This is a genomic window from Acinetobacter sp. YH16051, assembly GCF_013417135.1.
Taxonomy (GTDB): Bacteria; Pseudomonadota; Gammaproteobacteria; order Pseudomonadales; family Moraxellaceae; genus Acinetobacter; species Acinetobacter towneri.
The window spans coordinates 93,744-112,597 of record NZ_VPEN01000009.1; the positions used below are offsets into that span (position 1 = coordinate 93,744).

The 18,854-nt window shown below is 40.2% G+C and carries 15 protein-coding genes; 6 read left to right on the forward strand and 9 right to left on the reverse strand.

Annotated features, from left to right (window positions below; translation table 11 throughout):
- Positions 1–10: 10 nt before the first annotated feature.
- The 3 genes from FTV41_RS09400 to tviB form a co-directional block, all read right to left on the reverse strand.
- Positions 11–883 carry a glycosyltransferase family A protein gene (locus FTV41_RS09400; protein WP_179996460.1) on the reverse strand — a complete coding sequence of 291 codons (873 nt, stop codon included), beginning with the start codon at positions 881–883 and terminating at the stop codon, positions 11–13.
- A complete protein-coding gene (locus FTV41_RS09405) occupies positions 884–2,419 on the reverse strand; it encodes a lipopolysaccharide biosynthesis protein (protein ID WP_179996461.1) in 1,536 nt (511 codons plus the stop codon).
- A 197-nt stretch (positions 2,420–2,616) separates the two neighbouring features.
- The gene (gene tviB, locus FTV41_RS09410) at positions 2,617–3,894 is read right to left on the reverse strand and encodes a Vi polysaccharide biosynthesis UDP-N-acetylglucosamine C-6 dehydrogenase TviB (RefSeq protein ID WP_179996462.1); all 1,278 of its coding nucleotides are present in this window, start codon (positions 3,892–3,894) and stop codon (positions 2,617–2,619) included.
- Positions 3,895–4,202: 308 nt separating this feature from the next.
- Between tviB and FTV41_RS09415 the strand changes: the two genes are divergently transcribed.
- The 4 genes from FTV41_RS09415 (at position 4,203) to FTV41_RS09430 (ending at position 9,564) form a co-directional block, all read left to right on the forward strand.
- Entirely contained in the window at positions 4,203–5,309 is a 1,107-nt protein-coding gene (locus tag FTV41_RS09415; RefSeq protein WP_179996463.1) for a polysaccharide biosynthesis/export family protein, read from the forward strand.
- Position 5,310: 1 nt separating this feature from the next.
- Positions 5,311–5,739, forward strand: a complete 429-nt coding sequence (locus FTV41_RS09420) for a low molecular weight protein-tyrosine-phosphatase (RefSeq protein ID WP_004680161.1) — start codon at positions 5,311–5,313, stop codon at positions 5,737–5,739.
- 19 nt (positions 5,740–5,758) lie between these two features.
- Positions 5,759–7,957, forward strand: coding sequence for a polysaccharide biosynthesis tyrosine autokinase (locus FTV41_RS09425; RefSeq protein WP_179996464.1), 2,199 nt, complete (start codon positions 5,759–5,761; stop codon positions 7,955–7,957).
- A gap of 164 nt (positions 7,958–8,121) precedes the next feature.
- Complete coding sequence (locus FTV41_RS09430; protein ID WP_179996465.1) at positions 8,122–9,564, forward strand: capsule assembly Wzi family protein; 1,443 nt, start codon at positions 8,122–8,124, stop codon at positions 9,562–9,564.
- A 116-nt stretch (positions 9,565–9,680) separates the two neighbouring features.
- Here the strand turns inward: FTV41_RS09430 and FTV41_RS09435 are convergent, their stop codons facing one another.
- Together FTV41_RS09435 and dapB are read right to left on the reverse strand one after the other, a co-directional pair.
- Positions 9,681–10,298, reverse strand: coding sequence for an START domain-containing protein (locus FTV41_RS09435; RefSeq protein ID WP_373682957.1), 618 nt, complete (start codon positions 10,296–10,298; stop codon positions 9,681–9,683).
- A gap of 156 nt (positions 10,299–10,454) precedes the next feature.
- The gene (gene dapB, locus FTV41_RS09440; RefSeq protein ID WP_168418337.1) at positions 10,455–11,276 is read right to left on the reverse strand and encodes a 4-hydroxy-tetrahydrodipicolinate reductase; all 822 of its coding nucleotides are present in this window, start codon (positions 11,274–11,276) and stop codon (positions 10,455–10,457) included.
- 283 nt (positions 11,277–11,559) lie between these two features.
- On the opposite strand from dapB, the gene FTV41_RS09445 reads away from it, so the two are divergent.
- Positions 11,560–11,856 carry a hypothetical protein gene (locus FTV41_RS09445; protein WP_104852812.1) on the forward strand — a complete coding sequence of 99 codons (297 nt, stop codon included), beginning with the start codon at positions 11,560–11,562 and terminating at the stop codon, positions 11,854–11,856.
- A gap of 93 nt (positions 11,857–11,949) precedes the next feature.
- Here FTV41_RS09445 and dnaJ read toward each other — a convergent pair whose 3' ends face one another.
- The 4 genes from dnaJ to FTV41_RS09465 form a co-directional block, all read right to left on the reverse strand.
- A complete protein-coding gene (dnaJ, locus tag FTV41_RS09450) occupies positions 11,950–13,065 on the reverse strand; it encodes a molecular chaperone DnaJ (protein WP_179996466.1) in 1,116 nt (371 codons plus the stop codon).
- A 129-nt stretch (positions 13,066–13,194) separates the two neighbouring features.
- A complete protein-coding gene (locus FTV41_RS09455) occupies positions 13,195–13,572 on the reverse strand; it encodes a hypothetical protein (protein WP_026438412.1) in 378 nt (125 codons plus the stop codon).
- Positions 13,573–13,707: 135 nt separating this feature from the next.
- A complete protein-coding gene (locus FTV41_RS09460; RefSeq protein ID WP_179996467.1) occupies positions 13,708–16,842 on the reverse strand; it encodes an efflux RND transporter permease subunit in 3,135 nt (1,044 codons plus the stop codon).
- Positions 16,843–16,845: 3 nt separating this feature from the next.
- Entirely contained in the window at positions 16,846–17,985 is a 1,140-nt protein-coding gene (locus FTV41_RS09465; protein ID WP_179996468.1) for an efflux RND transporter periplasmic adaptor subunit, read from the reverse strand.
- Positions 17,986–18,132: 147 nt separating this feature from the next.
- On the opposite strand from FTV41_RS09465, the gene FTV41_RS09470 reads away from it, so the two are divergent.
- Positions 18,133–18,756, forward strand: a complete 624-nt coding sequence (locus FTV41_RS09470; protein ID WP_104852809.1) for a TetR/AcrR family transcriptional regulator — start codon at positions 18,133–18,135, stop codon at positions 18,754–18,756.
- Positions 18,757–18,854 lie beyond the last annotated feature (98 nt).

Here is an 18,854-nt window from a genome sequence, read left to right on the forward strand (position 1 = left end):
AAATAAAAATTTATTTTAATTTTTTAAAAACATATCCTAACATAAAATTAAAAAAATATATGAAAAATTCAACTCTCACCCTAAGTGAATACTTCCACAACAACTTAAATCCCGTATAATAATACTGACTATAAAGATACTCTATTATACGATTAAATAAGAAAATTTTATAATACTCAACCTCATCTTCACTATCATAATTATATAAATCGAAATGATAATAATGACATTTTTTCAAGTCTCTACTTAGATTAGTTCTATTTTCAGCATCAATCTTATAAATAGCGGTGATTCTCTGACTTTTAATTATCTTAAATTCTTTTGCCAGCCTAGCCCATAAATCCAAATCCTCCCCCCTATTAAAAAGCACATTAAATAAACCAGATTTTTCAAAACATTGTTTATGAATAACTATAATACTTGTCCAAATCAACTCCTCTTTTATTGCTTCCTTAAAATATTTTTTAATTTCGAAAATAATATCATCTCTTTGATGTTTAAACATCGCTCTTCCATCGGAGTATTGAAATGATGTTACAAAAATTTTTTCGGCAGGATATAAATCCATCATATTTACAATTTCCTGCAAATGATTAGCTTCCCATAGATCATCGCCATCTAAAAAAGCCACCCAATCATAACTGGCTTCTTTTATACCTCTATTTCTGGCAGCAGATACACCTTTATTTTCCTGATGGATTATCTTAATTCTTTTATCCTTTATTTTTTTTACAAGATTTACACTATTGTCTGTAGAACCGTCATTGATTACAACTATTTCAAAGTCTTTATAAGTTTGTTTTAAAACTGAAAGTAAAGTATTAACTATGCTTTGCTCTTTATTATACAAGGGTATAATTACCGAAAATTTTATGTCTAACACTTAAAACCTCTCAGCCCACTGTTTAAAAATTATAGTTAATTTTTTATTTATTACATCTTTATGTCTTTTCTCAATGCCTAAAAAATAAATTAAAAGCATAGTTATTAAAACCTGAGATATAGAAAGAGCAATAAAACTCAAAACACTACTGACCACAAAAAAATTATCTAAAAAATAGATAAACAAATAAACTACAAAAGAAGTTGAAGTCAAGCTAACCAACACCTTCTTAAAAAACAAATAAACATTAAAAGACTCCACTAAATTTTTTGCTATCCATAAATTCAAAAAACCAATCAAAACACCATTCAAAGCGAGAACAATATATGCATAATAATAATTATAACCCCAATTAAATAATATATATACTATAGGAACTGAGATAAGAATTAGACTACCTGTTAAAAAACTTATTTTCCTAACATTTCCTGTCGCATGAATTAGCATAATAATCGGATTAAAAACCACACCAATTAGACTAGTAATCAACATAAAAATAGTAATGACTGCTGCATACTCTGGTGGATTAACAAGCCATAACCTTAAAATATAATCTATATGACTTATAAATGGAACGCAAAACACCAACATAAGATAATATGCATACTTTGAAGAATATATTATTAATTCATTTGTTCTATTAAAATCATTTTCTGCATAACTTCGCATTAATTGCGGTTTTACAGCAATTAAGAGGTTACTAGAAAGGCTATGTAGAGCAGCTGAAACCTGATTACCAATCTGTATGCTAGCTACACCGACTAATCCAAAAAAGTTGTTCACTAATAATGTTATTCCATGTACTTTAAAAACAACAGAAAAATTCCCATACAAATCCCAACTTATAAAACTCATTATTTTATTTAAAAAATTCCTCTCTATACAAAATACTATTTTTGCTTCATCAAATTTTAGACTCACATAAACCACATAAAAAATTCTTACCAAGAAAACAATAAAACTAAAACCAACTGCATAATATAATAATCTATTATCACCAAAAAAAACCAAAACACTAGCTAATATTAATTTTAATCCAACATCGAATATAGAAATTAAAGCATATACTCCAAATTTCTCCTTAGTTATTAATAGTGCCTCAAATGGAATAGTTACAACTAAAAAAAATAAAGAGATAACTGAAAAATGAAAAATGAAAATCGCAATATTAGTTTTACCAGGTGGCAAGCTAACATACGAATTCAGCACCCAAATACCTACAACCTCAATCAACAATACCAAAAATAATGATATTACAATATGTAAAAAAACTGATGTCGAAAATATTTTTTTAAAATAAAGAACATCATACCCCACCATTTCTATATTAAAAAATCTATTAACTGCATTAGACAAAGCACTCTGCAAGAATGAGATTAATGCAATTACTCCAGCAACTGTTCCATATAAACCAAAATCCTCCACTCCCAAGTTTTTTAACAATACCCTTGTACTATATAAACTAATAAACAATGTAAATAGAAGTCTTATATACAGGATAATTGTATTATTTAAAATCAATTGATTTTTCGACATACTTATATTAACTTACAGTGATTACTTATATATTAGAATAGTGCTTTAAATACCACATTACACAAACCATTACCGACTAAAGAAAATAAACATAAGCACACACCTATTAATAGCCAAATACTTTTAGTAATCACTTACATTTTATGATGCTTACTCACTAAATGATCCATCCTTACTTTCATTGATCAACATACTATTTACAATCGAATATCTACTTCTTTAGTATCTAATACGTATTTTAAATCATATAAAACATATTTTTCTTTTGCCACTGCTTTAAATTCATCTATAGACATCTGTTTAAACTGATCATGCGCAACTGCCAAAACAATGGCATCATATTTACCGTACGCCAAACTAGAAACAGGGTCTATACCATATTCCTTTGCTGCCTCTAACGGATCCACCCACGGGTCATAAATATCTAAATCTAAATCATATTCTTTTAAAGCTTTAACCATATCTACAATTTTAGTATTGCGAATATCTGGACAGTTTTCTTTAAAACTCAAACCCATCACTAAAATTTTTGAACCCACCACTTGTATACGCTGCTTCACCATCTCTTTAATCAATTGTGTTGCAACGTATTCACCCATACGGTCATTTAAACGACGTGCCGCCAAAATGATTTCTGGATGCAGGCCTAAAGACTGTGCTTTATGGGTTAAATAATATGGGGCTACCCCTATACAGTGCCCACCGACTAAACCTGGACGAAAAGGTAAAAAATTCCACTTGGTTCCCGCCGCCTGCAAAACATCTTCAGTATCTATACCCAACTTATTAAAGATCACAGCCAACTCATTAATTAAAGCAATATTCACATCACGCTGGGTATTTTCAATGACCTTGGCGGCTTCAGCCACTTTTATACTCGGTGCTTTGTGCGTACCTGCAGTCACAATCAGTTGATAAACTGCATCAACAAAATCTGCCACCTCTGGGGTAGAACCCGAAGTCACTTTTAAAATATTGGTCACACGGTGCAGCTTATCGCCTGGGTTAATCCGTTCTGAGCTATAGCCTGCAAAAAAGTCCTGATTGAATTTTAAGCCCGACACTTGTTCTAAAACTGGAATACAGGCTTCTTCGGTAGCCCCGGGGTAAACGGTAGACTCATACACCACCACATCGCCTTTTTTAAGTACATTCCCAATACTGGTAGAGGCTTTAATGAGCGGGGTCAAATCGGGTTGTTTAAACTCATCAATGGGGGTTGGAACAGTCACAATAAAAAAATTGCAGCTGCGTAGGTCATCTAAATGAGCAGAATAAGTCAATTGTGTCGCTTGTTTAAGTTCTTCTGGCGACACTTCTAAAGTATGATCTTGTCCACTTTGTAATTCTTGTATGCGTTTTTGCTGAATATCAAAACCCACCACAGGCAACAGCTTACCGAATTCAACCGCTAGGGGTAACCCGACATAGCCTAAACCAATAATGGCAATTTTTAGGTCTGAAAGCTGTAGCATTTGAGCGCCTTTCAATTTATATCTATATTTTATGAAAAATTAATGAATCTTTCGGCAGGAATACTAACAGAAATTTATGAAATTTCTATTATGATTTGTGCTCAAATTACTTGAAAGAAGCATCAGTGTATAGTTTTTGTGAATATTCAACTTTTTAAATTTAGAGTAAATTCACAATTTGCGATTTTTATCATTTTATTCCCAAAGAATTTGACAGAATCTGCAAAATCATTACAAATTGCTATGTACCTATTTGACAAGTTCGGTAAAATGGCGGCAATTGATTTAAATATTTTAATAAATTAAAAATGGAATCTCGCGTGCGACACTTTCAACTGGCTGTTTTATTGGCATATGGCTTTGCCGTCACTGGCTGTGCTGTGACCTCTGGCTTACAAACCTATGACTTACCTACCCAAGGGGCGTATCAAACAGACCAAGGCGCCCAACTAACGGTCGTTCAGCTAACACAGGACAATTTACCTAGCCACTTGCTCAACAACATTCAGAGCACAAATTCTATCTATCATTTATTTAAGAATAAGCAACACATTTACCGTTTAACCGCAGGTGATGTACTTTCAATTCAGCTTTGGGCTTATCCCGAAATCACGCCACCTATCCAAGATATTAGTAATATCAAAGCGGCTGGCTATCCAATTGACCCAAATGGTAATGTATATTTACCTCTGCTTGGACAAGTCAAAGTTGCTGGCAAAACGCTGGCTGAAATCAACCAATATTTACGCTCACAATTTTCGCGCTATTTAAAACACCCAGATGTTGTTGTGCGGGTTCTTTCATACGAAGGACGCCGCTATTTTGTAAATGGTCAAGTTATGCGTAGCGGTCAGTACACATTAAATGACCAACCTATCAGTCTTTATACAGCTTTGGGACAAGCTGGTGGCGTAAATACTGAAACAGGTGATAACACCAATATTCAACTGATCCGACAAGGACAAACCTATCACTTAAATGCTGTAGAATTAGAAAAGCAAGGGTTGTCTTTGCACAACCTACTTATTCAACCCAATGACACAATTTTTGTAAATGCAAAACAAAATCAAAAGTTATACGTTATGGGTGAGTCAAATAAAAGCCAGGCACTTACTTTACGTGATCAAGGCATGACCTTAAGTGATGTATTGGGTGAAAGTGAAGGTGTTAACCCTTATTCTGCAAGTGCTGCACGTATTTTTGTGATGCGCACAGATTTAAGCACTAAAACCTCTACAATTTATCATTTGAACTTAAGCAGCTTAGGCAATTTGGCTTTAGCCAATCAATTTCAGATGCAAAAAAATGATATTGTATATATCGATGCAACGGGGCTTACACGCTGGCAACGTATCATGAATCAAATTGTGCCTTTCTCGAGTGCACTTTACACATTTGACCAGTTAGGTAAATAGCATGCAAATTCAAAATGTTTTAGTTGTATGCATTGGAAATATATGTCGTAGTCCAATGGCTGAATATTTTCTAAAAAACAATCATCCCAATTTAAATATTGAGTCTGCAGGTCTCTCTGCAATGTCTGGACATTCGGCAGATGCAAAAGCTATACACTGTATGGATCAGCTGAATATTGATATGCGTCCACACATTGCCAGACAAATTACTGCCGAAATGATTAAAAAATCCGATTTAATTTTAGTCATGAGTAATAATCAAAAAAAACATCTTGAGCAAACTTGGTCTTTTGCCAAAGGAAAGGTTTTTCGTTTGGGGCATTGGCAAAATCAAAATGTGCCCGATCCTTATCAACATGATCAAGCTTTTTTTGATGAAACTTGTCGCAACATTCAAAAATACGTTTCTGACTGGCAATCCCATTTTTAATTTTTAGCAGTTTTATTTCATGAATTCGAATAGCACACCTCAAGACGATACCATTGACTTAAAAGAATTATTCTTTTCTTTGCTATCGCAATGGAAGCTCATTGCTCTGTGTACACTCCTTAGCCTCGTTTTTGCTATCCTTTACTTAAAAGTAACACCAAATGTCTACTCAACGGATGCCATGATTCAGGTTGAAGATGGTAAAGGTGCTGGTGCCGCAGCTCTTTTAGGAGATTTAGGAAGCGCATTGCCTGGAGGAATGGGTGGAAAGTCAGCTGCAGATGCGGAAATTGAAATCTTAAACTCGCGCAAAGTGCTCGGACAAACCATACAAGACTTAAAACTAGATATTCGTATCACCGATGAACAAAATAGCTTGACGCATCGTTTGCTCAACACAGTTCAAAGTAAAGTTATCTATAAAAATAATGTTGTGACTTGGCAAGATAAAAAAAATGTATTTGTTATTCAATCTTTTGATGTGCCTAATTTTTATCTAGATAAAAAACTCACATTAAACTTTATCAATGGACAAGAGTTTAGCCTGTCTTATAAAAAAGATGTTGTATTTAAAGGAAAATTAAATGCGATCAATCAAAGCCTAGATCAGAAAGGTGTATGGAAAATTCAAATTTATGCGAAAAACCCTATATCGCATGATTTTTCAGTCACTAAATTATCTATGCCTTCAGCCGTACAATGGATAAAAAAAGATTACGGCGTAGCGGAAAGAGGTAAAAACTCTGGTGTGATTGGTCTTAACTACAATGGTGAAGATAAAGAACATATCACACAAGTACTTAACCACATCTTAAATATTTACCAAGCACAAAATATTGAACGCAAATCACTGGAATCGGCTCAAACATTGAGCTTCCTTGAAAAGCAACTGCCTGAGTTAAAACAACAACTCGAAGACTCTGAAATTAAATTTAACCGTTTCCGAGAACAATACAACACAATTGATGTAACACAAGAAGCGGAGTTAATGCTAAAGCAGAATGTTGAGCTGGAAAAATTAAAAATCCAACTACAACAGCAACAAGCAGAACTATCTTCAAAATATACGCCTGACCACCCATTAATGTCAGCAATTAACGCTCAACTTTCTGAAATTAACAAAAAAACTTCGGAAATGACTCAATCCATTAAGCGTTTACCTGAAACCCAGCGACTGTACTTACAACTGTACCGCGATGTTAAGGTAAATACTGAGTTATACACTGCGTTATTGAATAGCTATCAACAACTCAAAATTGCCAAAGCAGGTGAAATTGGTAATGTACGCATTATTGATACTGCAATTGAACCTGTAAAACCAATCAAACCTAAAAAGCTCATTACATTAGTACTTGCTATTTTTGTAGGTGGTTTTCTGGGCACATTGTTGGCCTTACTGCGTAATATGTTGCGTTCAGGTATTAAAGACTCGAATCAAATTGAAAATGAACTTGATTTACCTGTTTATGCCACTGTGCCACGTTCACCTGTGCAAGAAAGCCGTATTAAAATTCTGAAAAAGAAAAAGAATATTCCTATTCTTGCGGTGAAACACAGTGATGATATTGCCATTGAAAGCCTGCGCAGCATGCGTACTGCTATTCACTTTGCTTTAAGCAGTGCCAAAAACAATATCATTATGATTTCTGGCCCTGCACCAGAGTTGGGTAAATCGTTTATTTCAACCAACCTAGCCACCATTTTGGCGCAAAGTGATAAGCGCGTATTATTGATTGATGCCGATTTACGTCGCGGTTATATGCACAAATATTTTAACTATGATGTGCAACCTGGTTTGGCTGAATATTTAAATGGTCAACACGAGTTAGGCAATATTGTACGCAGTACTGAAGTTGAAAATTTAAGCATCATCAGTCGCGGCAAAAGCCCTGCTAATCCGTCAGAGTTATTAAGTACGCAAAAATTTGCAGACATGCTCACGCACTTGTCTAGTCAGTTTGACCACATTTTAATTGATACCCCACCAATTCTTGCTGTAACCGATGGAATTATCATTTCGCAATATGCGGGGGTGAATTTGGTGGTGGCACGTTTTGCCAAGACGCAAATGAAAGAGCTTGAACTGACTATCAATCGCTTTGAACAAGCAGGTTCCAAAGTGAATGGTATTATCCTGAATGATATTCAGCGTGAAGCTGGGGGGAGTTATGGTTATAACTATGCTTATGCCTATAAAGCCAATAAGGATGAGGATTGATTTGAAGTGATTGGTGGGCTGAAATCAGCCCGCCACCGCAATACTCACCTATTTTTAAAGAATTTTCTTTTGAAATTTACAACAATACTCAACAATTCACATTGCAAAAATCTACTCAAAAACCTATCTTGTTTACAGTTTATAAACGCTGAGAATATATAAGCATGTTTGCACCCAAAGCGCTGCTGGCAACACTGGCATTAAGTTCATCCTTAAGCTTTGCCCAAGGCATTGTCTTAAATGACCAAAACTTACGTACCGATTTAAACTGGCTAAATCAGCAAGGTGTCATTCAAATTAGTACGTCAACTTGGCCTATGAGTGGTGATGAAATTCAACGTGCACTTTCTCAAGCCAAAGTCAGCAACAACAATCAACAAAAAGTCATAGATGCAGTGGTGGCACATTTAAATGCCAATAACCAACTGCTCAAAGCCTCTCTTTTTGCAGAAACAGATCAAAAGCATATTCCTCAGGCTTTTGGCGACCAACAAAAAGTACAATATCAAGCGGGTTTAGATCTCAATGCTGGGAATCAGAACTGGGATGCTAAAATTCGGGTCAATGCAGAAAAAGACCCACAAATTGACCATGACCAAGATGTCAATATTGAAGGTTCCTACATTGCAGCCAAACTTTGGAATCAATGGCTCATCGCAGGGCAAATTCCAACCTATTGGGGGCCTGCGCATGACGGTAGTTTAATTCGTGGCGATGCCAGTCGCCCTGTCTATGGCGTGACCATGCAACGTGCTGAACAACCGGCGTTTAACAATAAATGGCTATCTTGGATTGGCCCATGGCAATACCAAGCTTTTGCAGGTCAATTACATGATTACGATGCTGTGCCCGATGCAAAACTGATAGGTTTACGCGTTACAGCACAACCACTGCCTTATTTAGAACTTGGGGCATCACGTGCATTTCAATGGGGTGGTGAAAATCGTCCAGAAAGTTTGAACTCACTTTGGGATGCTTTTGTCGGTAATAAAGACAACGGCGGCACAGGCGAACCCGACCCATCTAACCAAATTGCAGGCTTTGATGCGCGTTTGAACCTACACCCCTTAGTACAAGTTCCAATGGGAATCTATGCACAATATGCAGGTGAAGATGAAGCTGGTGGCTTACCCGCTAAAAAAATGTATCTGGCTGGGGTAGATTATTCATCAAGCTATCAAAATATGCCGTTCCAACTCTATACCGAATGGGCAGATACCCGTACTAACGGTAAAGCACAAGGTATTACTTACAACCACACCAATTATACTGATGGTTTTTACCAACATGGCTATCCTTTAGCACATGCCCTGGGTGGTGATGGACAAATGATTTCAGTGGGTGGTGATATACGTTTTGATCGTATCAACCGCGTGAATGCACGTATGCTGTTTGCCAAATTGAATGAATCAAACCGCACAACTAACCAAGCTTTCCCAGAAAAAGATGAGTTAAAAGCTTTGGATTTAACTTGGACACATTATTTACGCCCAGATATTCCACTAAAATTGAATGGCTGGATCAGCGATTCAGATATTCATGGCAATGATGGTGGTGCATCTATTGCTATTGAGTTTCCTTTAGAAAAAGGACTATTTTCTTATTAAGTCTAGTAAATTACCGCACACACTTTAGCAGTCTGTAAACTAAACAATGGATGAAATCTGCATGGGTTTCATCCATTTTATTTTGCATTACATTCTAAAGCCTACACGGGCTAAACTTAACGTAAAATTTCAGGCAACCCCTTATAGTTGCGGTTTTTACCCAATTCAATTTTCATCTTTTGCAGCATTTGATAGGGTTGTTGCTGCACAAACATATTCACAAAACTTAAAGGAATAGCACCTTCAGGGTTAGCATAGCCATAAGTGCTGACTTTGACTTTCTGATTGCTCAATTTCTGAAATGTCCAATCTCCCTCATACTGCCGAATACGCACATAGTCAGGATTCAGCGGATAGCCGCCTTCAATCGCTGTGTTTTGAATACTGATGACTCCCTGTGCATCTTTGCTCATTTTTCCTTTAACCACCAAATCTCGGTCTTTCAAGGGAAACGGAAAATCCAGCACCATATACAATAAGAACTCACCTTTTTGATCATCTCGTGACAAAACTTTCACGCTGCCCACATAAGGTACCCATTTCACAGCATGATCAACATCTAAAATTAGAGCAGCTGCTTTTTCTAAAGGCACATTAAAGGTGGTTTCTGCCTTGTATAAAAATACAGGACTAGACTGCTGTTGATAGGTCCAGACTTTAATATTGTTTTTATGAATACTGAGTTTGGCATGTTCAAGGCTTTGCGCATGCGTGATACAGCTACAGGCGATCATGCCAAGAATTGGCAGAATTTTTTTCATTATCTTGTGCATCTTATTTTAGTTTTGTGTGGGGTCTGATGCTTCATCATCCATGACATCAGACCCTAGTTTTAACTGCAGATCACGATTTGTTCAAGCAGTTTTTATTATTTTATCATCAGTGGCGATTTAAACTTGAATATCGTTAAAGCCTAGTACATCTTTCATGTCGTATTTACGGGCTTCACGTCCAACCACCCAAGCAGCTGCACGAACAGCACCTGCAGCAAAGTTCATACGGTTGGTGGCTTTATGGGTAATTTCCACGCGCTCACCATCGGCAATAAACATTGCGGTATGCTCACCGACAATATCGCCACCACGAATGGTTTGAAAGCCGATGCTCTTGCGTTCACGCGCACCGGTATGTCCTTCACGGCAGTAAACTGCATCTTGTTTTAGATCACGACCAAGCGTGGCCGCAATCGCCTCACCCATCATTAATGCAGTGCCTGATGGTGCATCAACTTTGTGACGATGGTGCGCTTCAATCACTTCAATATCAACAGTATCGCCAAAAACTTTGGCTGCCAATTCCAGCAGTTTGATTGATACGTTTACCCCAACTGAATAGTTGGCTGCGTATACCACTGGAGTTTGTTGTGCCGATTCTTCCAAGACAGCTTTTTGTTCATCGTTCATGCCCGTGGTCCCAATCACAATGGCCACGCCTGCTTCACGGCAAAGTTTTAAGTGCTGTGCGGTTGCCGCAGGTGCCGTAAAGTCGATTACGACATCACAGTCACCCAATACTTGCTCTAGGCTACCCACTACTTTTACACCCAATGTGCCAACGCCTGCCAACTCCCCTGCATCTGCACCCAACAGGCTGCTTTCTGGGCGTTCAACTGCGGCTGCCAATTGGTAGCCCGCTTCTTGAACGGCTTGAATTAAGATGCGCCCCATACGGCCGCCTGCGCCTAATACACCAATGCGTGGAGTTGCTGACATAGCATATTCCTAAAATAGATTCTAAATTGTGCTTACTATAGCAAAACTCGCTGCTCAGACTAAGTTTGCTGCGCAAGTTTCTGGGTTTATTTTTATCGGAAAATTACCGTCTTTGGGGGAGTAAGTCAGACTTTAGATCATGCTGGCTAATTTTTAGGAGATTTCCATTAAAAATTTAGCAGCAAAAAGCTGTTTTTTATGTGAATTTCACAAATTTGCAAACTTGTATGCGCAGACTAGCCTGCACGCATGAGAACAATTGCAAAAATGAAAGGGGATTTACATGCATTCAAAGAAAATGGTCGCAGCATTACTGCTCAGCATGACCGCAGGACACGTTTTGGCAGAACCCGCAATTCAAGCAGGCGATACGCTAGAAAGCCTGTCTAAAGTCCGTATTAGCGTAACGCTACAAGAACCCTTAGCGGTTGATGTGGATGCACCTGAGCTTGAAACAGAAGCAGCGCAAACTGTAAATGTTGTAGCGCCTGAAAATACAGCTCAGCCACAAACTGCCGTTGAAACTGCAAGCTCAGAAAATGCAGATGTTTTAGAAATAGATGTGCCTGAAGTCGAATAAAGCTAAGGCAGATACAACAAAGGCGATCCTCAAGATCGCCTTTATTTTTGAGTTTAGGTGAGATGCTGCTTTGGCAGACCTCATCCAAATTTTTTAATCAAACAAACGATCAAAGAAAGACTTCTTCTTTGGTGATGATTGGCTACCCTCACCTTCCATCGTCGCCTGTAACTCTTTTAACAATTCACGCTGACGTGCAGTCAAATTCACTGGTGTTTCCACCACGATACGGCATAACAAATCGCCCTGCATGCTGGTGCGTACAGGTTTTACCCCTTTACCACGCAAACGGAACAATTTACCTGTTTGTGTTCCCTCAGGTACTTTCAGGCTGACACGACCATCAAGCGTTGGAATTTCAATTTCCTTACCTAGGGCTGCATCAGCAATGCTGACAGGCACATCCATATACAGGTCGGCACCATCACGCTGGAAGATTTCATGCTCACGCACCACCACTTCTACGTATAAGTCGCCCGATTGACCATCACGAATCGCTTCACCTTTACCCGTTAAGCGAACGCGGTCGCCATTGTCCACCCCTGCAGGAATGGTCACTTCAAGAGTTTGTTGACGGTCTGATACCCCCGAACCATGACATTTTTTACATGGATTCTTGATAATTTTGCCCTGACCACGACAGGTACTACAGGTTTGCTGTACCGAGAAGAAACCTTGCTGCATGCGTACTTGACCCGCACCATGACAGGTTGGACAGGTTTCAACATCATTTGGATTTTCTGAGCCTTTACCATCACAAGCTTCACATGGCGCAGGTGCTGTAAAGGTGATGGTTTTCTTAACGCCTTTGACTGCTTCTTCAAGCGTCAATTCCATCACATAGCGTAAGTCTGAACCACGGCGTTGACGTTGCTGGCCACGCCCCCCCCCACCAAAGGCTCCACCGAAAATATCCCCAAACTGGCTGAAAATATCTTCCGCACTGAAACCACCGAAGCCGCCAGCACCACCGCCCATACCACCTTCAAAGGCTTGATGGCCCATACGGTCGTACATGCTGCGTTTTTCGCTGTCTGACAGAACTTCATACGCTTCTGAAGCTTCTTTAAACTTCTCTTCAGCTTCAGGATTGTCCGGGTTACGGTCTGGATGATATTTCATCGCCAACTTACGGTAGGCTTTTTTAATTTCATCATCACTAGCGGTTTTAGAGACGCCCAAAACCTCATAATAATCACGTTTAGCCATGTCTGGCGATGCTCCTCACGGAATTCTATTTAAAACTTAACTGAAGTCTGAAATTGGGGTCAAACTGAGTTTTACAAGGGAAAGCTGTTAAAAATTTTAGCTGAAGTGCTTTAGATGAAGTTCAAGCCATTAGAACACAGCTTTATTTTTCAAAAATTTGGATAGCCCTTTAATCCAAGCATTGATTAAAAATAAGAAGGCAATCACGGCAAAGACCACACCTGCTACGGTGCAGGCTTTGACCCATAAAAAGGCATCCCAAGGAAAGAAGGCCAATGGAATAAACCACAATGCAGCAAACAATGCCAATACACTGTAAATCACCACATTACGCATGATCCATAAAGCCTGTGCCTGTAACCAGACTTCAGTGCTATCGACCACAATCACTTTTCGTGCATACCAATACGCCAATGCACCACTCACCACAGTAAATAAAGCAAAAAACATAAACACGTAAGAGATCGCGACAGACCGGCGAAACTTTACCAAGTTATCTTGCTTCATAATGTGATTTAACCCCATCTGTGCCATGCTTTATTTTTTAATCTGGCGCATGCTGTAACGTATGCAAAGGCTGAAAAATATAAGGTGCTACTATATTGAAATTTTCCAAGTTTCGCACCCGTTATTATGTCACTTTTACAGATTATGTGGATTTTTTTTCACTTTAAACCACTGTGCATATAATGCAGGTAAAAAGAACAGGGTTAATAGGGTCGCGACAATTAATCCGCCCATAATCGCCACAGCCATCGGGCCAAAGAAAATACTGCGAGAAAGTGGAATCATGGCCAATACTGCCGCCAAAGCGGTCAGTACAATTGGACGACAACGGCGCACCGTAGCGTTAATAATCGCGTCCCACTGCGATTCCCCAGCCCGAATATCCTGCTCAATCTGATCAATTAAAATCAAAGAATTGCGCATGATCATGCCCGATAAGGCAATGGTGCCGAGCATCGCCACAAAACCAAAGGGTTTGTTAAACAGCAACAGGAACAATACCACGCCAATAATGCCGAGCGGTGCAGTTAAAAACACGATGAATGCACGGGACATGCTACGCAGCTGAATCATCAACAAAGTCATCACCACGGCAAGGAAAAATGGCATGCCTGCATTGACTGACTTTTGCCCACGTGCCGATTCTTCAACCGTGCCACCCACTTCAATTAAATAGCCACTTGGCAACTTTTCACGCAGGGCCGCCATCGGTTCAGACAGTTCTGCCACCACCGTTGCAGGTTGCAAATTGCTACGAATATCACCACGTACGGTAATGGTCGGCAAGCGGTTACGATGCCAAATTAAGCCTTCTTCAAAACGGTATTCAATTTGTGCAATTTGCGCCAACGGCACCGATGTTCCACGTGAAGTCGGTATAGCCAAACTGCTTAAAGATGCGACATCTAGGCGCTCGGTTTGATCACCACGTAAACGGATTTCAATCAGTTCACGTTTTTCACGATATTGGTTAATAGCCGCGCCACTGATAGAGCTATTAAGGAAGTTAGCTAAATCCAGACTCGACACCCCCATTTGACGGGCACGGTCTTGATCAATCTGCAATTGAATGACTTTGCTCGGCTCACCCCAATCTAAATGCACATTGGTACTGTTTGGATTGGCACTGATGGTGGCTGCGACTTGCTGTGCCCATTGTCGCACTTGTGCCAAGTCTTCTCCTGACACGCGGAATTGCAATGGATAACCCACTGGTGGGCCATTTTCCAATAATGACACGCGAGTACGCACCTCTGGCAATAACAAGCGAATTTGTTCAGATAAATTACGGCGAATTTCATTGCGGTCTTCTAAAGACGATGCCAATACCACAAATTGGGCAAAACTGGCCTGCGGTAATTGCTGATCTAAAGGCAAATAGAAACGCGGCGAACCTGTGCCAACATAGGCTACATAATTGTCGATGCCTTGTTGTTGCGCCAAGAACTTTTCAACTTTTTTAACGGCTGCTTCTGTGGCTGTTAAAGACGCACCTTCTTCAAGTTTTAAATCGACTAAAATTTCTGCCCGATTGGAAGGTGGGAAAAATTGCTGTGGTACCAATTTAAACATCGCAATTGACAGTACAAATATGCCAACTGTGATTGCAATGACGGTTTTTCGATAGCGCACACAAGTATTAACCCATCCACAAAACACTTGATAAAAGCGGGTTTGATATGGGTCGTGTAATTCACCTGCGTGCTGTAGCACAGGCTGCGGTTCAGCTTGTTTGCGTACACGCGCCCAAAGACGTTGATACCACGGCGCTCGCTGTGCATGGCGCTGAAAATCTGGCAATAATTTATCGCCCAGATAGGGTACAAACAGCACGGCAGCAAACCATGACACCACCAAAGCAATGGTCACCACTTGGAAAATTGAACGGGTATATTCCCCTGTACTTGAGGCTGCTGTGGCAATGGGTAAAAAACCTGCTGCGGTAATCAATGTCCCAGTCAGCATAGGGAAAGCAGTCGTTCGCCACGCATGACCTGCGGCTTGCAAGCGGCTATAGCCCTGCTCCATCTTAATTGCCATCATTTCAATGGCGATAATGGCATCATCCACCAACAATCCAAGGGCTAGAATAAGCGCACCGAGTGAAATCTTATGCAGCCCGACATCAAACAAATGCATACCTGCAAAAGTCATCGCCAAGACCAGTGGAATGGAAAATGCCACCACCAAACCTGTGCGAAAACCCAGTGAAAAGAAGCTGACCAAGAGCACGATAATCACCGCCTCAGCCAATACTTTCATAAATTCATTGACGCTGTGTTTTACCGCAACAGGTTGATCAGAAACCTTTTGCAGTTGCATGCCCAAAGGCAAAGTTTTTTGCAAACGGGCAAATTCTGTTTCCAGATTTTCACCCAAAGCCAGAATATCACCGCCTTTACGCATCGACACCGCAATGCCAATGCCATTTTCGCCCATAAAGCGCATACGCGGTTGAGCAGGTTCGCTAAACCCACGATAGACCTCGGCAACATCGCCCAGTTGAATGGTGGTGCCATTCACCAACAGCGGCATTTGTTTCAACTCATCGACACTGTGCAACGCACCGCTGACACGCACCTGAATACGGTCTGAATGGGTTTCAAAAAAACCTGCGCTTGCCATGCTGTTTTGTTGTTGTAAGGCTTGCTGAATCGCGGTAACAGGAATACCAAGTTGTGCGGCTTTGGTGTTAGATAACTCAATCCAAATTTTTTGGTCTTGCAAACCGACCAAATTGACTTTGGCCACATCTTTGACCCGCTGCAATTGTAGTTGCAAACGGTCGGCATATTCTTTGAGGGTGGCGTAATCATAGTCTGCGCCTGTCAGCACATAAATATTACCAAAAGTGTCGCCAAATTCATCATTAAAAAATGGGCCTTGTACCCCTTGTGGCAATTCATGGCGAATGTCATTGACCTTTTTACGCACCTGATACCAGACATCTGGAATTTGGCTGGAACGCATGGAATCTTTGGCAATAAAAGTCACCATGGACTCGCCCGGACGCGAATAGGCCGTGATGCGTTCATAATCGCCCGTGCTCATCAATTCTTTTTCAATACGGTCAGTGACTTGTAAGGATACCTCTTTGGCACTCGCTCCTGGCCAATAGGTTTGAATCACCATCACTTTAAAGGTAAACGGCGGATCTTCACTTTGTGCCAGTTTAGAGTAGGAAAAAATACCAACAATGCCCAACAACAGCATCAAGTAGACCACTAAACCCTTATTTTTTAATGCCCATTCGGATAAGTTAAAATTCATATTTTAACGCTCCGTCTGTGTAGCAGCAGGAGCTGCCTGAGCTTTAGTATTGACCGCCTGTACAGTTTGATTGTCACGGTTAATTGGGCGGATTTTTTGTCGATCACGCAGTAAATGTACCCCACCCATCACCACATAATCTTGCGGCTGCAAGCCCCTGAGTACAGGCACGCTGTCCCGTCCATAAGCGCCCAAGGTAACGGGAATTTGGCGAACGGTTGAATCCGGCTGCAAAACCAAAACAAAAGCCTGTTGCCCTGTTGCCGATACGCTAGATAAAGGTACATATAAACCTTGATTGGCTTGGCGAGTCAGAAATACCCGCGCACTTTGCCCCAATTGAATTTGTGCATTGCCTTCGCGTAAAGCCACTTTGACTTTAAAAGTACGCGACTGATCTGCCGCAGGGGAAATTTCTCGAACTCTACCAGTAAAACGGCTATCAGGTTGTGACCACAAACTGACCGTTGCCTCTTGCCCGACCCGAATATCAGCAACTGCTTGTTCAGGCACGCCAATCACGACTTCACGCTCCCCATCAATCGCCAATTGATAAGCGACCTGCCCTGCCGCTAAAACCTGCCCAACTTCAATATTGCGTTCAGTAATCACACCATTTTTTGTGGCACGTAACTGGTTATAGTCGGTTTGATTACTGCTGACTGCATAATTGGACTGTGCCTGTTTCAACTGTGCCATAGCATGTTGATATTGGTTTTTGACTGCATCATATTGCGAGCGACTGACGGCATTCATGGGTAATAATTGCTGAAAACGCTGTAACTCATCGCTAGCAATTTTTGCAGCAGATTGCGCACTTTCCAGTTGCGCACGCGCGGCATTGAGCTGCAATGCTGCATCTTGCACATCCAGTTTTGCTAAGACTTGCCCAACTTTGACCTGATCTCCCACATCGGCAAAACGCTGTGTGACCTGCCCTGCCACACGAAATGCCAAAGCAGTTTGCTGACGTGCCTGCACTTCACCTGCATAGCTTTTTTGTTCTGTATGCAAACTGCTCGGTTGCGTCACCATCACTAAAGGAACTTCCTGTTCAACCGCTGTGTTTTGTTTGTTACATCCCATTAAGGCAAGACAGCAAATCAGCATCAGGCTGGCAATAGCATTCTGAATTATGTTCATCAGGTTCGCTCTTATTTAAAATTCATTTTTAGGGCAGAATAGGCCCTATATTAAATTGATTAGTTTTTAATTAATATACCACCGGGTACACTAATTAAAAACTGCAGCGTCATTTCAAGATTTACAGGTGTAAATTAGGATCAGCTTGTGCAGCTTAATGTCGGACGACCAAAAGATTTAGAAAAACGCCAACGCATTTTAATGTCGGCAAAACACTTGTTTTTAAAGCTAGGCTTTCATGGTTCAAGTATGAATCAGATTGCGCGTGAAGCAGGTGTGACCAAATTAACGGTCTATAATCACTTTCAAGACAAAGCCACGCTGTTTTCCTGTGCCATTGAAGAAACCTGTGAAAGCCTGCTTAATGCCCAGCCCTCGCACTTAAGCGCAAATAGCGATTTTAGGCAAGCGTTATACCAAGCCTGTGAACTGTCCTTAACTTTGGTGAATATGCCTGAGGCAATTAAGCTAGAACACTTATTGATGGAACTGGCCTCTGAGCAAAATCCGTTGGCATTACAGTTTTACAATGCCTCACATGCCAAACTCAGAGCCATGTGGGAAAACTTCTTCCGCCAAGCCGTTGCATTGCAGTTTATTGAAGCAGATGCGCCCAAAACTCAAACTGAACTGATTGTGTCGCTCCTGCATGGTTTACGCCACCATGAAGTCTTACTTGGTGTAAGAGCCGTACCCAATCCAACAGAATGTCAGCACATTATTAATCACGCCATTGAAATTTTTATGCTGCGTTATGCTCTAAAAGCCTGATCTCCCACCCTGTATTTCTCTCCTAAATACTGCTGCTTGGTACTATAAGCTCAGATGCGCAAAATCCATGCAACTTTTGTAGATAGCCCGCTTGGATT